General features: G+C 38.0%; 19 protein-coding genes, 1 riboswitch and 1 other annotated feature. Of the genes, 18 read left to right on the top strand and 1 reads right to left on the bottom strand.

Going from position 1 to position 16347, the window contains the following annotated elements; translation table 11 throughout:
- Positions 1-164 precede the first annotated feature (164 nt).
- The 18 genes from trmFO to HZR21_RS07055 all read left to right on the top strand — a co-directional run bounded on the left by trmFO (position 165) and on the right by HZR21_RS07055 (position 15976).
- Entirely contained in the window at positions 165-1511 is a 1347-nt protein-coding gene (gene trmFO / locus HZR21_RS07140) for a methylenetetrahydrofolate--tRNA-(uracil(54)-C(5))-methyltransferase (FADH(2)-oxidizing) TrmFO (protein ID WP_180747051.1), read from the top strand.
- A gap of 85 nt (positions 1512-1596) precedes the next feature.
- Positions 1597-2847 carry a diaminopimelate decarboxylase gene (locus tag HZR21_RS07135; protein ID WP_180747050.1) on the top strand — a complete coding sequence of 417 codons (1251 nt, stop codon included), beginning with the start codon at positions 1597-1599 and terminating at the stop codon, positions 2845-2847.
- 64 nt (positions 2848-2911) lie between these two features.
- Positions 2912-3148, top strand: a complete 237-nt coding sequence (locus tag HZR21_RS07130; RefSeq protein ID WP_003140136.1) for a YneF family protein — start codon at positions 2912-2914, stop codon at positions 3146-3148.
- A 167-nt stretch (positions 3149-3315) separates the two neighbouring features.
- The gene (gene racE, locus HZR21_RS07125) at positions 3316-4110 is read left to right on the top strand and encodes a glutamate racemase (protein WP_180747049.1); all 795 of its coding nucleotides are present in this window, start codon (positions 3316-3318) and stop codon (positions 4108-4110) included.
- Positions 4107-5033, top strand: a complete 927-nt coding sequence (locus HZR21_RS07120; RefSeq protein WP_180747048.1) for a nucleoside-triphosphate diphosphatase — start codon at positions 4107-4109, stop codon at positions 5031-5033. Before racE ends, HZR21_RS07120 begins: the two co-directional genes overlap by 4 nt.
- A 7-nt stretch (positions 5034-5040) precedes the next feature.
- Positions 5041-5559 (top strand): metallophosphoesterase, encoded by a 519-nt coding sequence (locus HZR21_RS07115; protein ID WP_180747047.1) that lies wholly within the window; start codon positions 5041-5043, stop codon positions 5557-5559.
- Complete coding sequence (gene cbpB / locus HZR21_RS07110; RefSeq protein ID WP_003140130.1) at positions 5556-6023, top strand: cyclic-di-AMP-binding protein CbpB; 468 nt, start codon at positions 5556-5558, stop codon at positions 6021-6023. The genes HZR21_RS07115 and cbpB overlap by 4 nt, the downstream gene beginning before the upstream one ends.
- Positions 6004-6726 carry a site-specific tyrosine recombinase XerD gene (gene xerD, locus HZR21_RS07105; protein ID WP_180747046.1) on the top strand — a complete coding sequence of 241 codons (723 nt, stop codon included), beginning with the start codon at positions 6004-6006 and terminating at the stop codon, positions 6724-6726. The genes cbpB and xerD overlap by 20 nt, the downstream gene beginning before the upstream one ends.
- A gap of 15 nt (positions 6727-6741) precedes the next feature.
- The gene (locus tag HZR21_RS07100) at positions 6742-7488 is read left to right on the top strand and encodes a segregation/condensation protein A (RefSeq protein ID WP_219605591.1); all 747 of its coding nucleotides are present in this window, start codon (positions 6742-6744) and stop codon (positions 7486-7488) included.
- Entirely contained in the window at positions 7481-8053 is a 573-nt protein-coding gene (gene scpB / locus HZR21_RS07095; protein WP_180747045.1) for an SMC-Scp complex subunit ScpB, read from the top strand. The genes HZR21_RS07100 and scpB overlap by 8 nt, the downstream gene beginning before the upstream one ends.
- Positions 8043-8759 (top strand): pseudouridine synthase, encoded by a 717-nt coding sequence (locus tag HZR21_RS07090; protein ID WP_003140124.1) that lies wholly within the window; start codon positions 8043-8045, stop codon positions 8757-8759. The genes scpB and HZR21_RS07090 overlap by 11 nt, the downstream gene beginning before the upstream one ends.
- A 102-nt stretch (positions 8760-8861) precedes the next feature.
- A riboswitch (FMN riboswitch) is annotated at positions 8862-8990 on the top strand.
- Between the two features lie 238 nt (positions 8991-9228).
- Complete coding sequence (locus HZR21_RS07085) at positions 9229-9822, top strand: ECF transporter S component (protein ID WP_180747044.1); 594 nt, start codon at positions 9229-9231, stop codon at positions 9820-9822.
- Positions 9823-9881: 59 nt separating this feature from the next.
- Positions 9882-10016 (top strand) — a sequence feature (ribosomal protein L10 leader region).
- A gap of 26 nt (positions 10017-10042) precedes the next feature.
- The gene (gene rplJ / locus HZR21_RS07080) at positions 10043-10543 is read left to right on the top strand and encodes a 50S ribosomal protein L10 (protein WP_003140120.1); all 501 of its coding nucleotides are present in this window, start codon (positions 10043-10045) and stop codon (positions 10541-10543) included.
- A 159-nt stretch (positions 10544-10702) separates the two neighbouring features.
- Positions 10703-11068 (top strand): 50S ribosomal protein L7/L12, encoded by a 366-nt coding sequence (rplL, locus tag HZR21_RS07075; protein ID WP_031365550.1) that lies wholly within the window; start codon positions 10703-10705, stop codon positions 11066-11068.
- 326 nt (positions 11069-11394) lie between these two features.
- Positions 11395-12849, top strand: coding sequence for a helix-turn-helix domain-containing protein (locus tag HZR21_RS07070; protein WP_180747043.1), 1455 nt, complete (start codon positions 11395-11397; stop codon positions 12847-12849).
- Between the two features lie 514 nt (positions 12850-13363).
- Entirely contained in the window at positions 13364-13999 is a 636-nt protein-coding gene (locus HZR21_RS07065) for a WxL domain-containing protein (protein ID WP_180747042.1), read from the top strand.
- 45 nt (positions 14000-14044) lie between these two features.
- Positions 14045-14821: a WxL domain-containing protein gene (locus HZR21_RS07060; protein WP_180747041.1), complete on the top strand. Its 777-nt coding sequence runs from the start codon at positions 14045-14047 to the stop codon at positions 14819-14821.
- A gap of 36 nt (positions 14822-14857) precedes the next feature.
- Positions 14858-15976: a WxLIP family cell surface protein gene (locus HZR21_RS07055; RefSeq protein ID WP_180747040.1), complete on the top strand. Its 1119-nt coding sequence runs from the start codon at positions 14858-14860 to the stop codon at positions 15974-15976.
- A 298-nt stretch (positions 15977-16274) separates the two neighbouring features.
- Here the strand turns inward: HZR21_RS07055 and HZR21_RS12040 are convergent.
- Positions 16275-16347: IS3 family transposase (locus HZR21_RS12040; protein ID WP_330872713.1), on the bottom strand; the 73-nt coding region annotated here is incomplete at its 5' end.

Below are 16347 nucleotides of genomic sequence, written 5' to 3'. Positions count from 1 at the left end.
CGAAGCGCAAGCGTAGGTCAAGTTTCAAGAATTCACAGAAAGTGAATTCGTAGAAAGACTTTGAGCAGACTTAGGTTTGCGAATGACCCTGCTTGGACGAAGCGCAAGCGCAGGTCAAGTTTCAAGAATTCACAGAAAGTGAATTCGCAGAAAGGAAATTATAGATGTCAAATCATATTAATGTTATCGGTGCTGGCCTTGCTGGCTCAGAAGCCGCTTATCAAATTGCTAAACGCGGGATTCCAGTTAAACTCTACGAAATGCGTGGTGTTAAACCAACCCCACAACACAAAACAAGTAACTTTGCTGAACTTGTGTGTTCAAACTCTTTACGTGGTGATTCAATCACCAATGCGGTCGGTCTATTGAAAGAAGAGATGCGTCAGCTTGATAGCCTGATCATCAGCTCAGCAGACGAAACGCGCGTGCCTGCTGGTGGCGCACTTGCAGTTGATCGCGAAGGTTTTGCTGAACTCGTGACTTCAAAGGTGAGCAATCATCCTTTGATTGAGGTCATCAGAGCAGAGGTGACAGAAATCCCAGATGATGCGATCACAGTCATTGCCTCAGGCCCCTTGACATCTGACGATTTAGCGGCTAAAATCCACGCTTTAAATGATGGGGATGGTTTCTATTTCTATGATGCAGCAGCACCGATTGTCGATATCAGTAGCATTGACATGAGTAAAGTGTATCTGAAGTCACGCTATGACAAGGGTGAGGCCGCCTATCTTAATGCCCCAATGACTAAAGAAGAGTTTCAAGCCTTCCAAGAAGCGCTGGTCGATGCGGAAGTTGCTGAAATCAAATCTTTTGAGAAAGAGAAGTATTTCGAAGGCTGTATGCCGATTGAGGTCATGGCGGCGCGTGGCTTTAAGACCATGTTGTTTGGCCCGATGAAACCGGTGGGTCTTGAAAATCCGAATGAGACCTATACAGTGACCAAACGAGATGGGACAACTTATGAAACAAGTGTTCCTTACGCTGTGGTACAACTTCGTCAAGATGATGCAGCAGCGAGTCTCTATAATATCGTTGGTTTCCAAACGCATCTGAAGTGGGGAGAACAAAAGCGGATTTTCCGCATGATTCCAGGTCTTGAAAATGCTGAGTTTGTCAGATATGGCGTGATGCACCGTAACTCTTATATGGATTCGCCAAATCTTTTGACCCAAACTTTCCAATCTAAGAATAAAGACAATCTCTTCTTTGCGGGTCAAATGACAGGTGTAGAAGGCTATGTTGAGTCAGCTGCCTCAGGTTTAGTGGCTGGGATTAATGCGGCTAAATTGTTCGAAGAAGCAGCACCAGTTGTTTTCCCTGAAACGACTGCTATTGGTGCCCTGCCCTACTATGTGATCCACGCTAACAGTAAAAACTTCCAACCGATGAATGTCAACTTTGGCATTATTAAGGAGCTTGAAGGCGAACGCATTCGCGATAAAAAAGAACGTTATACTGCTATTGCAGAACGTGCCTTGAAAGACTTAACAGATTACCTAGATGTTTGATTTTACAGATTTATAATTATGTAAAAACGTTATTTATTGATTGACTAGCACCAGATGTGAGTTAGAGAGAATATGAGGAGCAACCATGAAAACACCCTTCGTTACGGTATCACAACTTGACCAAATCACCGCAGAATACCCGACACCTTTTCATTTGTACGATGAAAAAGCTATCCGAGAAAAAGCACGTGCAGTCAATCAAGCCTTCAGTTGGAATCCTGGATTTAAGGAATACTTTGCAGTCAAAGCCACACCAACACCTGCTATTTTGAAAATTCTTCAAGAAGAAAATTGCGGCGTTGATTGTGCGTCAGAAATAGAATTACTGATGTCTCACAAACTTGGATTTGAAAAGCAAGATATCATGTTTTCGTCTAATGATACGCCTGCTCAAGAATTCCAATACGCTAGAAAGCTAGATGCCACAATCAATCTGGATGCTTATGAACACGTTGAATTCCTAAAAAATGTCACGACCATACCAGAGATAATTTCTTGCCGGTATAATCCTGGTGGTGTCTTTGCCCTAGGCACGGATATCATGGATAATCCGGAAGAATCAAAATTTGGCATGACTAAAGATCAGCTCATTCAAGCTTTTAAAGACTTGAAATCACTTGGCGTGAAAAAATTTGGGATTCATTCTTTCTTAGCCTCTAATACGTTGAGAAATGACTACTATCCAGTTTTGGCTAAAGAATTGTTTGAACTAGCGGTAGAAGTGGTCCAAGCGACGGATGTTGACCTTGATTTCATCAACTTATCTGGTGGTATTGGCGTTAACTACAAGCCTGACGAAGTTGAAAACGACATCGCTAAAATCGGTGACGGTGTGCGTCAAGCCTATGAAGCAGTCCTGACGCCTAATGGTCTCGGTCAAGTCAAAATCTTCACGGAACTCGGGCGTTTTATGCTCGCCCCTCACGGTCACCTCATCACCAAGGTCATCCACAAAAAACAGACTTATCGTGATTACGTGGGTGTCGACGCCAGCGCTGTCAACCTTTTAAGACCGGCCATGTATGGCTCATACCATCATATCAGCGTCGCAGGAAAGGAAACAGCGCCTCAAACGCACACCTATGATGTCGTTGGCTCACTCTGCGAAAATAACGATAAATTCGCTAAACAAAGACTGTTGCCTGAGGTCCATGTCGGTGACACACTAGTTATCCATGATACCGGCGCGCACGGCTTTTCGATGGGGTACCAGTATAACGCCAAACTCCGTTCCGCAGAAATTTTGCTGCAAGAAGATGGCACTACGCGCCAAATTCGAAGAGCAGAGACAGCGGAAGATTATTTTGCGACTTTATATGGTTTTGATTTCGATTGAAAATAGACAGATTATGTAAAATTTGATATAATTAACCGAATAACAAAAAAGAAGAGAGATAAAAATGCCAATTTTACTTGCTATTTTATTAATGATCGTTACCGCTCTTGGCGGCTTTGCTTTAGGCTTGTTTTTAAGCCGTCGTCAAGTGAAACAGATGTTGATGGAGAACCCGCCATTGAATGAAGATGCTGTTCGGACGATGATGAGCTCAATGGGTCGCAAACCAAGCGAAACACAAGTACAACAAGTTTTGCGTCAAATTCGTGCAGCTGCGAAACAAGCTGATAAGAAAAAATAAGGTTTAAGGGACTCTCTAAAAACTCAGTTTTTGGGTTTCATTGTAAGAGATAGACTAGCACGATTTGTCGTTCTTGCATCTTTCCCTCAAATAACTGAGACATACTTTTTAGAGATTCCCGTAAAAGCTGAGATTTTCTCGGCTTTTGTTTTTGTGAGGTAAGTAAGATGGATAATCGACCGATAGGTTTTTTAGACTCAGGTGTTGGCGGTCTGACGGTGGTCAAAGAATTAATGCGCCAATTACCCGATGAAGAAGTCATCTATATCGGAGATTCAAGACGTGCCCCTTATGGTCCAAGACCAGCGGACCAAATTAGACAGTTTACTTGGGAGTTGGTTAATTTTCTTTTATCAAAGGACGTTAAGATGATTGTCTTTGCCTGTAATACGGCGACAGCTGTCGCCTGGGAAGAAGTCAAGAATCAGCTCGATATTCCAGTTCTAGGTGTTATTTTGCCTGGCGCTAGTGCTGCGATTAAAGCAACAACAACTGGTCGTATTGGTGTGATTGGTACAGCTATGACGGTCGCATCGGATATTTATAGAAAAAAAGTCCAGCTCTTGTCGCCAAGTTTGACCGTAACATCCTTGGCTTGTCCTAAGTTTGTACCAATCGTTGAGTCAAATGAAACGACATCAAGTGTTGCTAAGAAAATTGTCTATGAGACTTTGCAACCATTAGTTGGACGTGTCGATACACTTATTCTAGGCTGTACACATTATCCCTTGTTAAGGCCTATCATTCAAAATGTGATGGGTGATGGGGTCAAATTAATCGATAGTGGCGCAGAGTGTGTACGAGACATTTCCGTTTTGCTTAATTACTTTGAGATTAATCGAGAGCGTACAATTGCAAGCAAATTACATCAATTTTATACGACAGCAAGTAGTCAATCTTTTGATGAAATTGCCGAAAATTGGTTACAAATTCCTATTGAATCAAGGACATTGAAATTATGAAAAAACTTTATAAGCACCAGACGACAGATATTTTTGCCTATGTATTAGAGGAACAAAGGGCACTCGTCATTGAAAATATTTTTGGTGAACAGCTAGAAATTCCTCTTTACTCAGTATTTTTCAAATATTTTCCAGCTGAAAAAGGCTTGAAAATCGTCGCAGTAGATGAAACACCTGCTGATGTCATTGACTTATTTTTCCAAGTTTTGAGAGATGTGACTGGTCTTGCATATCAGTACAGTATTGGTCAGGTTTTAACAGTTGAGTTAGAGGGGCAAGTCTTACATACAGAGACGGTGAGCCTTCAAAGCAAGACGAGAAAAACGCTACTTATTGCTACACGTAATGAGGGGAAAACAAGAGAATTTAAGGCAATGTTTAGCCAATTAGGTTATGATATTAAAAACCTCAATGATTTTCCTGAGCTACCCGAGGTAGCTGAAACTGGTATGACCTTTGAAGAGAATGCGAGATTAAAAGCTGAAACGATTTCTGAATTGACAGGTGAAATGGTTTTGGCTGATGATAGTGGTTTGATGGTTGATGTATTAGGTGGTCTGCCAGGTGTCTGGTCTGCTAGATTTGCTGGAGAGCATGCAACAGATGCAGCTAATAATGCCAAACTCTTGCATGAACTTGCAAGTACAGCTGTCTCACCCGAGAAACGGAAGGCAAAATTCCATACGACTTTAGTCGTTGCAGCACCAGGAAAATCATCTCTTGTCGTAGAAGGTGAGTGGCCTGGTTCAATTGCGACAATTCCTAGAGGAGATGACGGGTTTGGTTACGACCCCTTGTTTGTTGATGAAGAGACTGGTAGAACTGCCGCTCAGATGACACTTGAGCAAAAAAACAAAGTGTCTCATCGCGCCCGCGCTCTGCAAAATTTGCTGAAAGAATGGCCTGAATGGCTAAGACAATGAGGTTTTTATGATAATTGTTATGAGTGATTCCCATGGTGAATCAAAAATTGTTCAAGAAATAAAGACTAAATACCAAGATAAAGCAAGTGCTATTATCCATTGTGGTGACTCTGAATTGGATGCTACTGATAGCATTTGGGAAGGAATAACCGTTGTCAGAGGCAATTGCGATTTTGATGACGGATTCCCTGAAACAGCCGTATTAAATGCAGATAATGAAGCTATCTTTGTGACTCACGGTCATTTATTTGGTGTTAATTTTGGGTTGCAACGCTTGACAGATGCAGCTCGTGAGCACAATTGTGAGATAGCGTTATTTGGTCATCTCCATACACCGATTGCAACTATTGAAGAGGGTATCCTCTGCTTAAATCCAGGCAGTGTGTTACAACCGCGTGGACGATATAATATTAAAATGTATGCTATCATCGAGCCTACACAAGATACTTTCCGTATCAGTTACCTAGATAGAGAACATCAGCTTATACCTGATTTACAGTTTGAATTACCGAGGTCAAACAAATGATTGACAAAAACATCGAATGTTTCTTTATGAAACAAAGTGACACCTTTTTAAAACCAGCAAGTGAAGTTGCCGTTTTATTGGACGAGCACAACATCTCACATGCTAAAATTTTGTTGAGCCAATACAAGTATTCTAAAGTACCCGTTGTCAATGAAGAACATGAATTTGTTGGCATCCTAGGCTGGACAGATATTATTAACTTTGAAATGCAACATGATTTTTTCTACGAAAAATCAGATAGAACTCCTATTTCAGAAATCGTCAATAAAGATATTGATACGGTTCAAAAAGACTATGAATTGGAAGATATCCTACATTTATTAGTTGGCGAACCATTTTTACCAGTTTTGAAAGGCACAGAATTCTACGGCATTATTCCACGCCAAGAAATTCTCAAAGCCGTTAATGCATTTGCCCATACTTTTACGAAGGATTACCAGATTATTGAACGAACAAACGATTAAAGCCTTCATCGATAGTCGACAAAAGGCATCTGAGAACACAAAACTTGCTTATTTCTACGATTTACGAGCTTTTGTGACGTTTTTAGAAGGCAATGAACTAACTCAAACTCAGTTAAACCTTTATCAGCTTGAGTTACAAAGTCTTGCGAAATCTTCTCAACATCGAAAAATCACGAATATCAATACTTTTATGAAGTATCTTTATCAAAATGGTAAACTGGCTCATTTTTTTGAAATGCATATTGTGCCCTATCAACATCAGGAATTACAAGACAATGACCAAAGACAGCCAAAACTATTGGATGTCAGTCAGTACTACCTACAAGTTAAAAAACCAGGTGATTTAATTGCTTTACTTATTTTAGAGTTTGGTTTGAAACCATCAGAAATTCAAAGTTTAAAGTGGTCAGAATTTAATTGGGATTTTAAAATTTTAACCGTCGCTACGGGTGGTATCAAGCGTATTTTGCCTATTCGAGATAAATTTGCCAGATTGGTACGTCCGATAAAGAATGCTGATGAATTATTTTCTAAATCTCGACAATTTCTACACTATGAGCTCAAAAAAACAAGTACTTTAACCTCGGCAGAACTGCGAGAACAGTATATTCTACAGCGTGTTGCAGAAAGGGTCTCTATCTATGATTTAGCCAAAAATCTAGGATTGAAATCCATTCACTCCCTTGATAAATATTATAGATAAGAGAGTTTACATAAAATGAATTATGTGAAAAAAGAAATCAATATTAAAATCCACGATTTCGAAGGACCACTAGATTTATTATTACATCTGGTCAATCAATACAAGGTTGATATCTATGAAGTCCCTTTAGTCGAAGTCATTACACAGTACTTAGCCTATCTCGATGCTATGAAAGAAAAGGCGCTAGATTTAGCATCAGAATATCTTGTCATTGCGAGTCAGTTGGTCTTGATTAAGTCACGTCGACTTTTACCAACTGTTTCTGAAGCATTTGAAGAAGAAACAGTTGATTTGGAGCAAGAAATTTTGTCACAAATTGATGAATATCGAAAATATAAGGCGCTAAGTTTAGCATTAGCTGATAAGCATGATGATCGTGGTCAATTTTATTCGAAAAGTAAAACTGAGATTGCCGCAGAAGAGATTGCACTAGCTCATGATAAAAATGTATTAGACTTATACTTTGCCTTTTCTGCTGTTATCCAACGCAAGCAAGCTGAATTTCGGGATCATCACCATACGATTAATTCAGATGAATTTTCAGTTGAAGATAAAATAAAAGATATTTTATCCCTTTTTCAACATGAAAAGACGGTTAGCTTTACACAATTTTTCGAGCCCTCTCATTCTTTGGATGAAGTGGTAACTGTCTTCTTAGCCATGCTAGAATTGATAAAAAATCACGCCCTTAATTTTCAACAAGATGACACATTTGGCGATATTATCCTAACAAAAACAGAAAGCGAGGCCTTAATTGAATAAAACTGCTGAACTTGAAGCCTTGCTTTTTGTAACTGGCGAAGAGGGATTAAGTCTCAGGGACTTATCTGGCTTGTTAAATATCACGCCAAGCGCTATCACCCAACAAATTGAAAAGCTATCCCAGAAATATCAATCGGATGATGAGTCTGCTTTTACCATTATTGAAACAGCTGGTAAGTATCGCTTGGCAACAAAAGCTGCGCTTAATGCTTTATTGCAACACTATGCGAAAACGCCTATGAATCAATCACTCTCTAAAGCAGCACTGGAAGTGTTAGCGATTATTGCTTATAAACAACCACTGACGCGGATAGAAGTCGATGCGATTCGTGGTGTCAATTCGTCAGGGACAATGGCAACACTTCAAGCCTTTGACTTAATTGAAGTGATTGGTAAAAAAGAAGTGATTGGTAATCCTAACCTTTATGCAACAACTAACCATTTCTTGGATTATATCGGCATTAATACGCTAGAAGAATTGCCCGAAATAAACGAAGAATCACTTATGAATATTGATGATGTCGATATTTTCAACGAAAAGGAAATCACTACAAATGAGAATTAATAAATACTTGGCACACGCAGGTGTTGCTAGCCGTCGTAAAGCAGAAGAATTGATTAAAGCAGGTGATGTGACCGTCAATGGTGAGGTCATGACAGACTTGGCATATCAAGTTAAGTCTGGCGATACAGTTGAAGTCAAACAAACGCAAATCTATAAAGAAGAACCTGTTTATTATGTATTGAATAAGCCTCGTGGTGTGATTTCGTCTGTATCAGATGAGAAAGATCGCAAGACTGTTATGGACTTTTTCCGCCATATTCCAGAGCGGATTTATCCTGTTGGTCGTCTTGACTGGGATACAAGTGGTTTAATTCTAATGACAAATGATGGTGAATTTGCTAATTTGATGACTCACCCTCGTCATGAAATTGAAAAAGTCTACATTGCAAAAGTAGAGGGACAAGCCAATAAAGAAAATCTTCGTCCATTGACCCAAGGGGTTAAAATTGATGGTCGTAAAACAAAGCCTGCTGTTTATCAAATTATCAAACAAGATATTTCAACTAAAAAATCGGTTGTTCAGTTAACGATTCATGAAGGTCGTAATCATCAAGTTAAGAAAATGTTTGAAGCAGTTGGTCTACCAGTTCAAAAACTATCACGTGTGCAATATGGTACGCTTGACTTAACTGGTTTACAGCCAGGGGAATTCCGTCGTCTGTCTAAAAAAGAAGTGAGTCAGTTGGTCAATGCTGCTCGCGGATAATGTTTTACATATTTAAAGTTATGTAAAACGAACTTTTGAACAACTATTTCATAAAAATTTAATCAAAAGGCTTGCTAAACTGCAAGTCTTTTGATATAGTTAAGGTGTCTTCAGGGCGGGGGTCGTTTCCCCACTGGTGGTAAAGTCCATGAAGCTTGAGTATAGAACTCAGGCCCGAATCGGTGAAATTCCGATACCAACTGTTAAAGTCAGGATAAAGAGGAGACAAGAAAATTTACATGGTTAAAGGTATCTTTAAGGACTCAGATTTCTTTCTTTTAGCTAAATCTCCCTGTCACATTGTTATTGTTTAGCATCTTGTAGCTGTGATGAGTTATCACAGTTGTATGCCTTGTCGCAAAGACTAGTGCTAGAAAAAGTTTAACTCAAAAGATGTTAAAAGCAGTTTTTAAAGGTACCACCTGTGTCGTTTTCAAGTCTTCTAAATAAAATTTAGGAGGTGCCCCAAATGACAAACACAACTCGCACACGCAAACTGGTATTAATCGCCATGCTTGCCGCTATTTCTTTCATCTTGATGATTTTTCCGCAATTCCCGTTAATTCCGGCTGCAGACTTTCTCAAAGTTGAATTTTCAATTATTCCAATCTTAGTGGGTCTCTATCTTTTTGATTTACCTGCTGCCTTCTTGATTTTAATTTTACGCTCTGTGCTTAAATTATTATTGAATAATGAAGGGATTAATACTTGGATTGGTTTACCGCTTAATATCGTGGCAGTTGGGTCATTTCTCTTGATCTTTGCCATCTTCTTTAAGAAAGATAGCGGAACAAGAGCTTATGTTACAGGGAGCGTTTTAGCAACACTTGTCATGACAGCAGCTATGGTTGTTGCAAACTTCGTTTATGCGATACCACTGTATGCTAAGTTCGCACATTTTGACATCAATAAAATTTTTGGTGCCAGTAAATATCTAATGGCTATGGTAGTTCCTTTCAATTTATTAGAAGGTGCTATCTTCTCTGTTAGTTTTGCGATTATCTTTGTTGCTATCAAATCTATTTTAGAAAATATGTCTAAAAAAATAAAAGTAAGTCATTAAATAAAAAAACTTAAATAAAAATACTTGTCAAAGTGAAAAAACTCTGCTATAATTAAATAGTTGTGAAAACAACATGACCGAAGACAGTTGGTGACATTCGTCGTAAATCCAACCGAGGACATTTATTTATTAGTTGATAATGAATTTTTGTACTCTCTATGTCTATGGTTGACGTGGAGTTTTTTTACGTCATCAAATAATAGAGGAGGAAAAACAAACAATGAGTGAAGCTACAATCGCTAAAAAAGCTGAGTTAGTTGACGTTGTTGCCCAAAAATTTGCAGACGCATCTGGTATCGTCGTTGCAGATTCTCGTGGACTTACAGTTGGACAAGATACTGAATTGCGTAAACAATTACGTGAAGCTGGTGTTGAGTTCAAAGTCATCAAAAACTCAATCTTGCGTCGTGCTGCTGAAAAAGCTGGCTATGCTGACCTTACGGATCAATTCGTAGGACCATCTGCCATCGCATTTTCAAACGAAGACGCAATTGCTCCAGCGAAAATCTTATCAGATTTCGCTAAAACAGCTGATGCACTCGAAGTTAAGGCTGGTGTTATCGAAGGCAAAGTATCTTCAAAAGAAGAAATCGCTGCTATCGCATCACTACCAAGCCGCGAAGGGTTGCTTTCTATGCTCCTTTCAGTACTTCAAGCACCAGTACGCAATGTCGCATACGCTGTCAAAGCAGTTGCAGACAAAGCAGAAGAAGCAGCTTAATTTTCAAAATGACTTTGTTAAAGTATCAGTCGTGAACAAAAGTTCTACTCGTGATGCTTTGCCTCGTACTTTTGCAAATTTATCCTTGCTGATTTAAATGCGCGCAAGTCGCATCCTATCCTTGCATATTAAAATAAAAATTCTAAGGAGATTCCAACAATGGCATTGAACATTGAAAACATCGTTGCTGAACTTGAAACAGCAACTATTCTTGAACTTTCTGAGCTTGTAAAAGCAATCGAAGAAAAATTTGACGTATCTGCAGCAGCTCCCGTAGCTGTAGCAGGTCCTGGTGCAGCTGCAGCAGAAGAAAAAACTGAATTTGACGTTGAGTTGACTTCAGCAGGCGACAAAAAAGTTGCTACAATCAAAGCAGTTCGCGAAGCTACTGGTCTTGGACTTAAAGAAGCTAAAGATCTTGTTGACAGCGCTCCAGTTGTTATCAAAGAAGGTCTTCCAAAAGCTGAAGCTGAAGCAATCGTTGAAGCTATCGGCGCTGCTGGCGGTTCAGCAGGTCTTAAATAATCTTTTGATTGTAAAGAGATACTCTTCGGAGTATCTTTTTTTGATAAATTTATGCTTAATATTGGTCAATTCTGAAGAATTGACCTTTTTTTGTATAAGTTTTTTTAATGTTATTTTTCTATACCTTATGTAACACAACATATATATGTAATATATAAGGTTAAGATTTTTTATTATTTAAGTAAATTAATTTTTTAGTGTTTTTTATATTTATATATCTATCGTTTTATAAAATTTGTCTTGAAATATTTGGTAAAGATGGTATAATAATGGCTTGTGTGAAGATATTAGCCTGGCTAATAGATTATCTACTAAGGAGATACAAAATGGAACGTTTCATTTTAACTGAAAAAGAACAGCAAGTTTTTAAGCTATGCAGTTGTTTACTGAACAAAGATAGTGACGGTATGAGCTTTGAAAAAATCGTCAAAGAAATAGGGTTATCTAAAACGACAATCAATTATGCTATTTTAAAACTTAGACATGTGTTAAATCTAGTTATTGGAGAAGATGAGTACTTACTTTATAAAACAACTGATAAGTTGTATCTCGAAATCTATCAGTCACTTTCGTTTCAGATGTTGAAAAATGCTTATATTTCAGATAGCTTTTTTCTACATTTTTTCCAAGAGGTATATCATGAGCGTTTTTCTGGCTTGATGAAAGAAACTGATGCTAAATTTATGAGCTATGAGACGGGAAAGAAAGAGCTTGTCAAATGTAGGGAGTATATGAAACATTTTTCTCTTCAACTTTGCACTAAAAAGAAAGTTGAAAATATGATTTGTGGAGAAGAAAGACAAATTAGGTTTATGTTTTTCTGTATTATACTTTCTCAATTTCAGTGTAAATTCATCAACTTTTTTGAATCAGAAAATACACAATTAAATCTCTTTCTGGATAATATAGTTAAAGCCTTTCCTTTTATTTTTCAATCTTCTAAATTAAAAACAAAAATATTTTATCGCATTGCTTTAGATCGGATTAAAAAAGGACATCTATTACCAGAAGATATGACGTTTCCGAGCTATTTTGAATGTCCTGTCTTATCATTAGAGATATTTACACAAAAGGTAGAGATGTTATTTCTGGACTTAGATTTAACAGCGCAACAGAAAAAAACAGAAATTGAATTTTTATATTTTCTATTTTGTACCTTGATTTACCAACCGGCTTATACTTTGGAAGATATAGACTGCCAAGCCAGCGATTGTCCAATATTTATTAATACGATTGAAACAATCGGTGGCATAACGCTCACAGCAAAAGAAAAACGCTACATTTGCTACGCGCATAAACAATGCATTGTTTGGCACCAAATGTTTCATGTCTCGTTTTGTTTCCATCATTTGCTGACTGAACAGGAACGCTTTACGAAGAGAAACAGTAATTATATGTTGCTTTGGCACCAAATGGCATTAACCTTACAAGAGGTGCCAATTTATCGTGAAGCATTTAAAAAACATCCTAATATGCCTTTCTTTTTTCAACGCATTTTTAACGCTATTTCATTTTCAAGAGAGGTTCCTTGTAAAGTTTTCCTGTTGTGTTATTCACCTATTACGCAATCAATTGCAATGGAGAATTTGAAAAATAGGCAATTGACGATTAGGATTGAATTTGTCAATACAATTGAAAAAGCTGACATTGTGATCAGTGAATTAGATTTACCAAATCGAGAAATTTCACCTGATTATCTCTGCTTTGTTAATTCGCCGTTTGATCGTAGAGATTGGAAGAACATAGAGAACACGATTATTAAATGGCGTACTTCTGAATAGAGTATGCCACGAATAAATAACTAATTTTATCATCAAAAATAATCATAAAATAACACCATTAAGAAAAGGGTGTTATTTTTATTTTAGTTTCTAAATTTATACCTTACAACATAAATAAAAAAAGATAGAATGAAAATTGTTGATAGCACCTATTGCTATTAATCTACGTCATGTTTGATTGAGACAAACTGATTTCTTCCCCTCTATTTTGTTTCAAGAGGATCTGATGTAATGTTGAGTGCCTTCAAAAAGTTTATTTTTGAGGGCACTTAGTGTAATCTATATAACTTACTTTGGAAGTTATGTCACATTGAAATTAGCAAGAGAGATAGCTAGCGATCCTCCTTAAAGATTTCAACGGATTATTTTTGAAAGGAGGCGTGTTGTGAAGAAGAAAGTTGGTCTTTTGTTCTTATCCCTATTTGCCACAAATTTACTGAATGTAAATGCGCAAGCTGAAGAAACAGATGCTGTCATGAGTTTTGCTGAAAATCGCTAAACAGCCGGTCCAGTGATGCCTAAGAATCCATCTCTACCCTTTACAGATGAGGGTAAAAAAATTCCATTTACGATGGATGAAGTTGTCATTAACCAGGCGACAGATGATCAGCCTGTACTCGTTGGTACAGGGAGTCAAGGGCCGCTATCACTTGATCACATACCGACACATTTTGGTTTTGAACATGGTAAGCTAACTGATGGTCATCAGTTTTATTCGGGAGTCGGAAAAAAGAAGTTCTATGAACAAGAACTCTATCATGTGCAACTTACGGATAATCGTGATGGAGAACAGATAGGTTGGACATTGACTGCTCAATTGAGTGACCATTTCACTGCAAAGGAAGAAGCGTTTGATAAGTTGCGAGGGGCAACCATTCATATGTCGAAGCCGGAGATGAGAAATAGTTTAAATCTGGAACCTCAAAAAGTAGATACTTCAAACTATTCGGCTTATGAAGCAGAGCTGTTGCCAAATGTTTCAGCAACCATTGCCGAAACGACTGGTAAGGAGGTCTTGCGTGGTAAGGGAGTTAGTACGTTGGTTTGGCGTACAGAAGACGTTAAAATCGGTGTTCCTGGTGGGATAGGACAGGCTAGGGAATACAACACGACGATCATCTGGACTTTAACTGCAAAATCGGAGAAATAGGGTGTGCAGCGTTATACGCGGTATCAACCTGAGTAAGGAGAAAAAATGAAAAAAGTAACTTTATTGTGTGTAGTGGCGTTAGGGACGATTGCTTTAGCAAGTGCATCGAATGTAAATGCGGCACAAGTTGGTGGCTCGCAAACAACAGATGGCATCATCAAGATGAAACCAGGTGGTGATGCTGATATTTTACCAAAAGATCCAGGTAAAGAGGACGATACAAAAATTGATCCAAAAGACTATCCAGACCCGGTACCATTACCAGGCGATCCAGATGCGAATCACGTTGTAAAAGAAGGTGTTTTGGCATTCACAAAGAATCCAAAAGTTTTCAACTTTGGTACACAAGATGTTTCAGCTAAAATTCAAGCACAGAAAACTTATACTGTGAAAGCACTTAATCAAGATATTGATGCAGCCAAAACGCCATTTTCAGGTGGTATTCAAACCCTGCAAGTGTATGATGGACGTCCTGCAGGTTCAAATCTTGATAACTGGCAAGTTGCCGTCAAAGCAACAACGTTTACAGATGCTACATCTAAAAAAACTTTAGACGGTGCAACAATTCATATCAAAGGTGCTGGTACTTATACCCGTGATAAAGCTGCCGACTTAACAGTTGCTCCAAATCTTGATATTGTAACTGATAATATAACAACTTCAACTGTATTTGGTGTTGTACAAGGTAAACAAGCAAAAGAGCATAGCGATTTGACTTGGAAAGCAGAAGATGTTGAGCTTGAAATGGCGGGTAGCCAAGCTAAAGTTGGTACATTTGAATCTATCGTTACTTGGACTTTAACAGACGCTGCTTACAAATAAACTGCTGATACTTGATGATTAGTTAAGAGGGAACTAATGCTAAATAAAATGAAAAAAATGATGATTTTTTGGGGTATTGTACTTACTTTACTTTGCCCCTATGTGCCGGTCGAGGCTGAGTCAGTACCTTCTCAAGGGTATTCCATTGCTAAGTTGGAAGCAGGTAAAGAGGTAGAGGAATCTTCAATCTTTAATTTGCTAATGACACCAGGTGAAAAACGGACGATTAAAGTTGCAGTTAGAAATGATAGTGATCAACCGATCACTGTAAGCGATGATATTTTCACGACCTATACCAATGCTAACGGTGAAGTTGAATATACCTCACAAGCTGAGCATTACGATGAGAGTATGCAAATCAAGCTAAGCGATATTGCCAAGGTTCGTGCAAGTGATCTTAAAGTTGAAGTGCCCGGAAAGTCACAAAAAATTGTGTTAGCTGATATTGAGTTACCACAAGATATTGGTGATGGCGCTTTACTGGGGTCTTGGTACTTTGATAAAGAAGGTCAAGTTGATGAAAATGCAAGTAGCAAAGGCACGAGCATCAAAAATAAGATTAATTATGCCATTGCTTTAAAAATAACGGTAAATCAAGAAGTGGCTAAACCCGAAATGACACTGACGAGTGCATCTATTGGTCTTTCAAATTACCGAAAAGCATTCTTTGCGCACTTACAAAATCCACTACCAGCATTGATGACAAACATCGACTACGAAGGTTATGTAACGAAGCAAGGGGAAACAAAGGCTCTTTATCAAAACGAACTCCAAAAACGTAAAATGGCTCCTCAGTCATCTTACCAATTTCCAGTTTTTCTAAAGGACGGGGAATTCAAAGCAGGCAACTACACCTATCATTTGAAAGCAACGACGACTGATCCTAAGTGGGAGAAAAAAACTTGGGAATGGACTAAAGATTTTACAGTCAAGGCAGATGATGCTAAGAAATTTAATCAGCAAGCAATCAATGATGCAACAGCGAAGTCAAATTGGACTTTGTGGTTGATTTTATCTAGTATCTTTATCTTATTAATCATCATAATTTTCTTTTTCCTTCTATTGAAACGCAAGAAGCGACAAAAGGAAGTAGCAGCAGAACTTTTAATACAAAAGAGAATGTTAGAACAATTACTAGCGATGGCTGATGACTAAGAATCGCTAGCAAAAATTCAAAAATAAGGCATCTCTAAGTAATGTAAATAGAGGTGCCTTATTCTAAAACAGACAACTCTGGATAGGAAGGAGTGACGTGATTGATTAAAAAATTCACGATGTTGATAGTCGCAATCTTGTTTTGTAGTCAGATTAGTTTATTGTCTGTATCTGCAGACACTGCATCAACATTTATTTTAGAGTCAAGTGGTCAAGTCAAAAGCTCAGATCCACCTAGACAAAGTGACGTTAAGTCAATTTTTTAGAGTAACAAACGTAGAATTTTAATCTATTTATTTTAAGCACTTACCTTTTCAAATTGATTAGGTGTAAGATACCCTAAACTTTGATGGATTCGTTTTGAATTATAA

The sequence above is a fragment of the Pseudolactococcus laudensis genome (assembly GCF_013449735.1).
Taxonomy (GTDB): Bacteria; Bacillota; Bacilli; order Lactobacillales; family Streptococcaceae; genus Pseudolactococcus; species Pseudolactococcus laudensis.
This window is presented reverse-complemented; position numbering and strand designations above follow the sequence as displayed.

Bases quoted from the DNA above. Each gene is read 5' to 3' on its own strand.
- trmFO (WP_180747051.1), top strand. From the start codon at position 165: ATGTCAAATCATATTAATGTTATCGGTGCTGGCCTTGCTGGCTCAGAA.
- HZR21_RS07135 (WP_180747050.1), top strand. From the start codon at position 1,597: ATGAAAACACCCTTCGTTACGGTATCACAACTTGACCAAATCACCGCA.
- HZR21_RS07130 (WP_003140136.1), top strand. From the start codon at position 2,912: ATGCCAATTTTACTTGCTATTTTATTAATGATCGTTACCGCTCTTGGC.
- racE (WP_180747049.1), top strand. From the start codon at position 3,316: ATGGATAATCGACCGATAGGTTTTTTAGACTCAGGTGTTGGCGGTCTG.
- HZR21_RS07120 (WP_180747048.1), top strand. From the start codon at position 4,107: ATGAAAAAACTTTATAAGCACCAGACGACAGATATTTTTGCCTATGTA.
- HZR21_RS07115 (WP_180747047.1), top strand. From the start codon at position 5,041: ATGATAATTGTTATGAGTGATTCCCATGGTGAATCAAAAATTGTTCAA.
- cbpB (WP_003140130.1), top strand. From the start codon at position 5,556: ATGATTGACAAAAACATCGAATGTTTCTTTATGAAACAAAGTGACACC.
- HZR21_RS07100 (WP_219605591.1), top strand. From the start codon at position 6,742: ATGAATTATGTGAAAAAAGAAATCAATATTAAAATCCACGATTTCGAA.
- HZR21_RS07090 (WP_003140124.1), top strand. From the start codon at position 8,043: ATGAGAATTAATAAATACTTGGCACACGCAGGTGTTGCTAGCCGTCGT.
- HZR21_RS07085 (WP_180747044.1), top strand. From the start codon at position 9,229: ATGACAAACACAACTCGCACACGCAAACTGGTATTAATCGCCATGCTT.
- rplJ (WP_003140120.1), top strand. From the start codon at position 10,043: ATGAGTGAAGCTACAATCGCTAAAAAAGCTGAGTTAGTTGACGTTGTT.
- rplL (WP_031365550.1), top strand. From the start codon at position 10,703: ATGGCATTGAACATTGAAAACATCGTTGCTGAACTTGAAACAGCAACT.
- HZR21_RS07070 (WP_180747043.1), top strand. From the start codon at position 11,395: ATGGAACGTTTCATTTTAACTGAAAAAGAACAGCAAGTTTTTAAGCTA.
- HZR21_RS07065 (WP_180747042.1), top strand. From the start codon at position 13,364: ATGCCTAAGAATCCATCTCTACCCTTTACAGATGAGGGTAAAAAAATT.
- HZR21_RS07060 (WP_180747041.1), top strand. From the start codon at position 14,045: ATGAAAAAAGTAACTTTATTGTGTGTAGTGGCGTTAGGGACGATTGCT.
- HZR21_RS07055 (WP_180747040.1), top strand. From the start codon at position 14,858: ATGCTAAATAAAATGAAAAAAATGATGATTTTTTGGGGTATTGTACTT.